Origin of the sequence: Maribacter sp. UBA3344, from assembly GCF_002362375.1 — a bacterium.
Lineage (GTDB): Bacteria > Bacteroidota > Bacteroidia > Flavobacteriales > Flavobacteriaceae > Maribacter > Maribacter dokdonensis.
This window is the reverse complement of sequence record NZ_DERI01000030.1, coordinates 271977-279986: the sequence shown is the minus strand read 5'-3', so window position 1 is coordinate 279986 and position 8010 is coordinate 271977. Positions and strand designations below refer to the sequence as shown.

Annotated in this window: 5 protein-coding genes and 1 pseudogene; all 6 read left to right on the top strand. The window is 34.7% G+C overall.

What is annotated here, in order from left to right:
• Positions 1 to 478, top strand: a pseudogene (locus B2Z27_RS19295) (hypothetical protein); the annotation flags it as partial.
• A 96-nt stretch (positions 479 to 574) separates the two neighbouring features.
• Positions 575 to 3394 carry a TonB-dependent receptor gene (locus B2Z27_RS19290; RefSeq protein WP_286814892.1) on the top strand — a complete coding sequence of 940 codons (2820 nt, stop codon included), beginning with the start codon at positions 575 to 577 and terminating at the stop codon, positions 3392 to 3394.
• 147 nt (positions 3395 to 3541) lie between these two features.
• Positions 3542 to 3850, top strand: a complete 309-nt coding sequence (locus B2Z27_RS19285; protein WP_058104942.1) for a T9SS type A sorting domain-containing protein — start codon at positions 3542 to 3544, stop codon at positions 3848 to 3850.
• 178 nt (positions 3851 to 4028) lie between these two features.
• Positions 4029 to 4352 carry a T9SS type A sorting domain-containing protein gene (locus B2Z27_RS19280; protein WP_286814891.1) on the top strand — a complete coding sequence of 108 codons (324 nt, stop codon included), beginning with the start codon at positions 4029 to 4031 and terminating at the stop codon, positions 4350 to 4352.
• A gap of 73 nt (positions 4353 to 4425) precedes the next feature.
• Complete coding sequence (locus B2Z27_RS19275) at positions 4426 to 5403, top strand: acyl transferase (protein WP_286814890.1); 978 nt, start codon at positions 4426 to 4428, stop codon at positions 5401 to 5403.
• Positions 5404 to 5482: 79 nt separating this feature from the next.
• On the top strand, positions 5483 to 8008 hold the full coding sequence (locus tag B2Z27_RS19270) for a DUF3857 domain-containing protein (RefSeq protein WP_286814889.1): 2526 nt from the start codon (positions 5483 to 5485) through the stop codon (positions 8006 to 8008).
• Positions 8009 to 8010: the final 2 nt, after the last annotated feature.

The window sequence follows — 8010 nt, the reverse complement described above, 5'->3', positions numbered from 1 at the left end:
TACCGATCAAGCTTGGAGCGGTACGCTTACTAATGGTGTTGTTGTTATGGGAACTGAGTCTGGTTCTGGTCTTGAGCTTGACGGTCCTGAAGGTAGTGCCGCTACAGAAGGTGGTTTCACTATGGAGAACATTACTCTAATAGGTGCTGGTACTTCTAGTAAATATGCTGACTTAAGAGATGGTCTTATCGCAAACCTTAACAATGTTTTCGCTTCAGGATTCAATGCAGAAGCTACAGTAAGTATCAGTGGAGAAGATTCTGCAACTGAACTTTCTGCAGATCGTATCACTTTCTCTGGTTGGGAAATTGTTCTTCCAGAAGGATTGACTACTATCGGTGAAGTTTTTGCCGGTGACTTCAATGCAGGAGACGAAACTAAATTTACAGACAACGCTACTGCAGTGGAAACAGCAACTGTAGGTGCAGATTTATCAGCTTTTGCATGGGCATCGGCTGCAACTGAATTAGGCTTGTAATTCTAAAAACACACAATAAAAACAATATGTCCAAAGGCTTTAAATAAGCCTTTGGACTATTTTATTAAATAACTGAGCCTTATAAATTTAAATAAAATGTTGAAAAAATTTCTTTTTGTAACATCCCTTGTACTAGCACAGTGGTCCTTTGCTCAAACCGGTACCATTTCAGGGAAAATGATGGATGGCGAGTTTAATGATGTACTCCCATTTGCCAATGTATTAATACAAGGCACAACTATAGGTGCCTCATCTGACTTTGACGGTATTTATACTCTTGAAGTTGAACCCGGAATTTATACACTAAAGTTCTCTTATCTTGGTTATACCACAAAGCAAGTATCCGATGTTGTTGTTGAAGCTGATAAAACAGTTGAAGTAAACGTAACTTTAGAGCAGGCTTCTTCACAATTAGACGAAGTTGTGGTAACCACTACAGTAAGCAAGAACACAGAAGCATCTGTTTTAAATCTTCAGAAAAATTCGGTAACCTTAATGGACGGATTATCGCTTGAAGCAATAAAAACTACTGGTGCAAGTAATATTGCATCCGCTATTAAAAGTGTACCAGGCGTATCTGTACAAGAAGGAAAATATGTATTTGTTAGAGGTTTAGGAGACCGTTATACCAAGTCCATTTTAAACGGAATGGACATACCTGGTCTAGATCCAGATAAGAACACCGTTCAAATGGATATATTTCCTACCAACATTTTAGAAAATGTAATAGTTCTTAAATCTGCTGCTGCTGAATTACCTGCCGACTTTACCGGTGGTGTTGTAAATATCGTTACTAAAGATTTCCCTACTCAAAAACAAATGTCTATCTCAGCTTCTGTTGGTTTTAATCCAGACATGCATTTTAAGGACAACTATGTTACTTATGAAGGTGGTGGAACTGACTTTTTAGGTTTTGACGATGGAACCAGAGATTTACCGATATCAAAGGAAACCGATATTCCTAATCCTTCCAATTCAGCAGAAAACGGAACTTTAGAAGGTATTACACGTTCATTTAATAAAACACTTGCTACCCAAAGAGAAAATTCAAAACCAGACTTCAGCTTAGGATTCAGCTATGGAAATCAATTTAATGTTGGTGATAACAAACTTGGTTTTATCGCTTCTATAGATCACAAGAACACCACTACTTTTTATGAAGGATTTGAAAATGGTATCTACCAAAAAAGTCCAGATTCTGATGTTAACGAATTACGATTCGACAGAATACAACAAGGAGACTTGGGTTCTAATAATGTTTTGACTTCCTTTTTAACAGGTTTGTCCTTTAAAACCGGAAAATCAAAATATAAATTAAACTTGTTGCACATACAAAACGGAGAGACGAAAGCAGCATTTTTCAATCAAGAAACTCAGCTTTCCAATGATATTGATGTAGTTAGGGACAACTTAGAATACTACGAACGTGCGGTATCTAACCTTTTACTTTCTGGAAAACATACCTCTGACGATGCTTCCTTTATAACCGAGTGGAGTTTATCGCCAACCATGGTAAATGTAAATGACAAAGATGTTAGGTTAACAACATTCATTATTGATCCTGATGGCTTCTCTATTAGCTCAGACGCAGGTTTTCCACAACGACTTTGGAGAGAACTTAAAGAAGTTAATGCGGTAGGAAAAGTTGACTTTTCTAAAAGCTATGAAATGTTCGGCAATAAATCTATGCTAAAATTTGGAGGACTTTACAGCTACAAACAAAGAGAGTATGACATACAAAACTATAATATAGCCTTTAGAAATTTTGCTACTGCTGGTTTAAATGGTGATCCTGATGCAATTCTAGCCGATGAGAATATTTGGACAGTTGAAAGTGGCTCTGGAGCCTATATAAGAGGTAATTTTCAGCCTGCGAATAGTTATGATTCCGATCAGCAAACAACAGCCGCATACCTATCTAATGAATTTAAATTTTCTGATAAATTCAGAGCTATTTTAGGGGTAAGAGCAGAGCAATTTATTACGCATTTCACAGGACAAAATAATACAGGTACCGAAGTATTCGATAACGAAAAAACGATAGATGAATTAGATTTCTTTCCTTCCGCTAACTTAATTTATGGTATGAAAGAGAACATCAATTTCAGATTCTCATATTCAAAAACTACGGCAAGACCAAGTTTTAAAGAATTATCAGTTGTTCAAATTACAGATTTATTAACGGGTAGATTATTTATCGGTAATCCAGAATTAACACCTACCTATATAGATAACTTCGACTTTAGATTTGAAGTTTTCGGAGATAGAGCACAAATGGTTGCCTTTAGTAGTTTCTATAAAAAATTCGAAGACCCTATCGAGATAGTTGCTTACAGTAACGTTGCTCCAAACCAAATTACTCCACGTAATGCACCATCGGCAGATGTATTCGGTGTTGAACTTGAAGCACGTAAAAACTTCGGTTTTATTTCTGAAAGCCTTAATGATTTAAGCCTTAACTTAAATATCTCTGTTATTGATTCTAAAATTGAAATGGCAAAAGGAGAGGACCAAGAATTTGAAACCAGACAGATTTTTGCTCGAGATGGTGAAACTATTGAAGACACAAGACAATTACAAGGTCAATCTCCATATTTGATCAACGTTGGCTTAAACTATAACAATAGAGAAAATGGATTTGAAACCGGTCTTTTCTATAATGTACAAGGAAAAACCTTGGAGATCATAGGTTTCGGACAAAATGCCGATGTGTTTATCCAACCATTTAACAGCTTAAATTTTAATATCTCAAAAGAATTTGGAGAGGAACAACGTTCTAAACTAAGCTTTAAAGCTAATAACTTACTTGGAGATACAAGAGAAAGCTTGTATGAGTCTTTCGGAGGAATCACAAATCGCTCTTCTTTTAGAGATCCAGGATTATCTTTCTCTTTAGGATATAGCCTTTCTTTCTAAAAAATAATGCATTCATTTAGAAAAAGCCCGCAAATTGCGGGCTTTTTTGCATTTCATCGAAAAATTTAGAAGAAAGGGTCTACCACATTGACATTCAGTCATCAATATTTATATATTTGTGGTATACAATTTGTATTGTAGTAGCGTATGAAGCACCTTTACCTAATCATCTTTTTTATATTCACTTCCTTCTGCTATGGGCAAAGTACCCAAAGCAATGGTGATATAGGTGGTTTTACCATGTACCCCAACCCGGTTACCACAGGTAAAGTTTACATTTCTACCAATCTTAACGCTCCAAAAGAAATTTTCATTTATGACGTTTTTGGAACCTTGTTATTAAAAACGACCATCCTAGGCAAGGAGTTAAATCTATCTGATTTAGATGCGGGCGTTTATGTACTACGTGTTCTTGAAAAGGACAAAATGTGTACACGTAAGTTGATCGTAAAGTAAACTTAGCCCCTTCTATCCACAACTTTTCCAACAAATCACCTTCGGTTAAATACACATATTTACGATGAAATGCAAAGGCTATTTCATTGACCTACATAAAATTAGCTTTCACAACATTTTCAGTGTACCAGTTACACTTCTATCTACATTTGTAGTGTTGATCCCAAATCAATACAAAATGAAGAAAATCTACTTAATGCTATTTATGGTAGTCTCCGTTGGTTTATATGCCCAAGACACCATAGACATCAACAACTTGGACAATGATGAAATTACCGGATTCAAATTATACCCAAATCCGGCAATTGCAGATGTTGTTTATGTTACTACGCAACAGAACTCTTTAAAGGAAATTAGAGTATATGATGTTTTTGGCGAATTAGTATTGACCGATAAACTATCTGCCAAAGCATTGAATATTTCAAAACTTTCACCAGGCGTATATGTTGTTCAAATGACCGAAAACAACAAATCTATTACCCGTAAACTCGTGGTGAAATAAAAGCTTACTTAATTACGGTACAAATACATAAAAATAATTTGGTTCAGTACCTTTGTCCCCTTAGGCAAGAACCATGGAACACAATGCTATTTTTGACATACGCACGGCAGCTGATTTTTTACATCATGCATTGCGTATTTTTAAGTTTCAACACACGCACAACCCAGTGTACAAAGCTTTTTGCTCCTATTTAAATACAGACCCCAATGCTGTTCAAACTTTAGAACAGATTCCGTTTTTGCCCATTGAGTTTTTCAAATCTAAAAGTGTTCTCAGCTCAACTGATGCTGCAGAAATAACCTTTACCAGTAGTGGTACTACAGGAAGTGAAACAAGTAAACATCATGTTACCGATCTTAGTCTATATGAAGAAAGCTATTTAAAGGCATTCAATCATTTTTATGGTGATATTGAAGATTATTGTGTACTTGCCCTTTTACCTTCTTATTTGGAACGTACTGGATCTTCACTGATCTATATGGCAGATGATTTGATCAAAAAATCAAAGCACCCAAAAAGTGGCTTTTTTCTAAATGAATATGAACAGCTTTATAAGCTACTTGGTGAGCTACAAAAAACAGATACCAAAATATTGATCATTGGGGTATCTTTTGCTTTACTGGGGTTTACTGAGCAGTATCAATTAGACTTAAAGAATGCAGTAGTAATGGAAACCGGAGGCATGAAAGGTCGCCGAAAAGAAATCGTAAGACAAGAATTACATGAACTACTTTCTAAAGGTTTTGGTGTACCACACATACATTCTGAATATGGAATGACAGAACTACTTTCTCAAGCCTATTCTAAAGGTAACGGTGTTTTTGATTGCCCTTCTTGGATGAAAATTTTGGTAAGGGACACTGAAGACCCGCTTACATATTTAAAGAACGGTAAATCTGGCGGAATCAATGTCATTGACCTTGCCAATATCAATTCTTGCTCGTTCATTGCCACACAAGACCTTGGAAAAATCAATCATGATGGTACTTTTGAAGTAATCGGTAGATTTGATAATAGTGATGTACGTGGCTGTAACCTTATGGTGCTTTAATTGTTCAAATAATTTTTAATTATACGTTTTATAAAACCAAGACGTTGTGTATTAACATATTTACGGTAAATAAATGTTAATGCGCTTTTATACTTATCTCTTCATACATCTAATATTCAGCATTACTACTAATGCACAAAAAGTAAAAAAAACACCTCTTCCAAATTGGGTAACCCCAATTATATACCAAGAAGAAAAAGAACCTAATAATGAGGGTGCTTACAAATATCTGGTTTTAGATTATCAGGATAATCTAGTTCAAAAAGAGCAATTTATACATTATGCGGTTAAAATTTTAAACAATGAAGGCATTCAGGAAATGTCTGACATAAATGCTGTATTTGACCCTGCATATCAAACTATAGCTTTTCACAAAATACAAGTTATTCGTAATGGTGAAAAAATAGATAAGCTACAAAACGCAACTATTAATACTTTCCAAAGAGAGACCAATTTAGAGCGCTCATTATATGATGGTTCCTTAACTGCGGTAATTAATCTATCGGACATAAGAGTTGGTGATATCGTTGAATATGCTTACACCTTAAAAGGTTACAACCCTATAAACAAAGGAAATTACGCTAATTTAGTTTACGAGGAATACACTATACCCGTCAATAAAATATACAGTAAGGTCTTAACAGATAAAAACAACCCAATATTTTATAAATTATTAAATGGGGCCAATGAGCCTAAAATTGAACATACCAGTTTTGGGACAGAATATTCCTGGGAAAACAATAGCAATGAATTTGTAATTTACGATAGCAATACCCCGTATTGGTATAACGTGCAAAAAAGAATTTCCATTTCAACTTTTAATAGCTGGAAAGATGTTTCTGAATTGCTAACACCGCATTACCAAATACCAAGGACGCCATTAAAACTGCCTATTACAATTGACAAAAACTTAGATTCAAAACAAGATGTCATTGTAAAGCTAATCAGGTTTGTACAAGATGAGATTAGATATTTAGGTTTTGAGGCCGGTGTAGGTGCATTTAAACCGCACAAACCATATGATGTATTGAACCGCAGGTACGGTGATTGTAAAGACAAATCAATGCTATTATCTACATTATTGCAACAACAAGGAGTGGACGCTTATCCAATCTTAGTTGACAGTGGATCAAATGAACATTTAAATGAATATGCTCCTAACCACTTTATTTTTGATCATTGTATCGTCTATTTTGAACACGATGACAAAGAGTATTTTGTAGACCCTACAATAGCCAACCAAGGCGGAGACCTTTATCGACTTTCCACGCCAAATTATAAATTTGGATTGGTATTAAAAGAAGGTAGTAACCAACTTAAAGAAATACCTAATTCTACGAAACCAAAGATCCATATAGTAGAAGATATTACATTGGATTCTATAGGCGGCAATGCAAAATTTGATGTTAAAACTGAATATTTTGGTAGTAAAGCCGACGAGATAAGATCGTACTTTAAAAATAATACCGAACAAAACATCAATAAAGAATACTTAAGTTTTTATAGTAACCTTTACCCTAATATAAGTTCTAGCGGCAAGGTGACCATACTAGACGAAACAAGACCTTATGAAAATATAGTTACAACAAATGAGCATTATTCCATTGAAAAATTATGGAACACAATTGAGGGAGAAGAAACCATTTATTTCGACATCAATTCTTTGGTGTTAGATGGTTTAGTTAGTTACAACAATTCATTAAAGAGAAATATGCCCTACAATGCCGGCATACCATTTAGCTTTACCCAAGTAACCCGTATTTTAATGCCAGAACCTTGGTACATAGATTTAAAAGACATTGTAATAGATAATGATTTTTATAGCTTTAAGAAAAGTATTCATGTTAACGGTAATATGGTCACTATAGATTATAGTTATGAACTAAAAACAGATATAGTACCCGCAAAAGAAACCGAGACATTTTTGAACGGCCTTGACAAGGTAAGAGAAGATATTGGCACTCAATTAACCTATACCTATAACACCGCCACATCTGGCATTAGCTGGCTTTCAGTTTTTATAGCAATTTCGGCTATTGCCATAAGCATTTTTTTTGCATTTAAAATTTTCAAAAATTTCAACCCAAATAATGAAATTGCAGCTTTACCTGCACAACCATTTGGCGGGTGGTTAATTTTACCCATTATCGGTATAGTTCTTACTCCAATTCTCATCTTAGCTCAAATATTTGACACCGGATATTTTAACAATAGTATCTGGGAAGGCTTTGAATATGCTGGTTATGACAATGTAGGCTTTTTAAAGTTGTATTTAGGTATGGAACTTTTTTACAACTTTACATTTTTAGTATTCGTAATCCTTACTATAATTCTGCTATTTAAAAAACGAACCTGTACACCAATTATGATGATGATTTTCTACGGTTGCAACCTAGTTATCATTTTATTGGAAAGTTTTTTATTGAATCAATTTGGTATACCGGACCCAACTGTTGGTTCTGATATTTTTAGGGCTGCATTATCTGCCGCTATTTGGATACCATATTTTCTATATTCTGATCGGGTCAAACATACTTTTGTTACAACTTACAACAAAAGCAAATCCATAACAGCAGAATCATTCATTAAAAATACTGTGCAATAACA

Bases quoted from the DNA above. Each gene is read 5' to 3' on its own strand.
- B2Z27_RS19290 (WP_286814892.1), top strand. From the start codon at position 575: ATGTTGAAAAAATTTCTTTTTGTAACATCCCTTGTACTAGCACAGTGG.
- B2Z27_RS19285 (WP_058104942.1), top strand. From the start codon at position 3,542: ATGAAGCACCTTTACCTAATCATCTTTTTTATATTCACTTCCTTCTGC.
- B2Z27_RS19280 (WP_286814891.1), top strand. From the start codon at position 4,029: ATGAAGAAAATCTACTTAATGCTATTTATGGTAGTCTCCGTTGGTTTA.
- B2Z27_RS19275 (WP_286814890.1), top strand. From the start codon at position 4,426: ATGGAACACAATGCTATTTTTGACATACGCACGGCAGCTGATTTTTTA.
- B2Z27_RS19270 (WP_286814889.1), top strand. From the start codon at position 5,483: ATGCGCTTTTATACTTATCTCTTCATACATCTAATATTCAGCATTACT.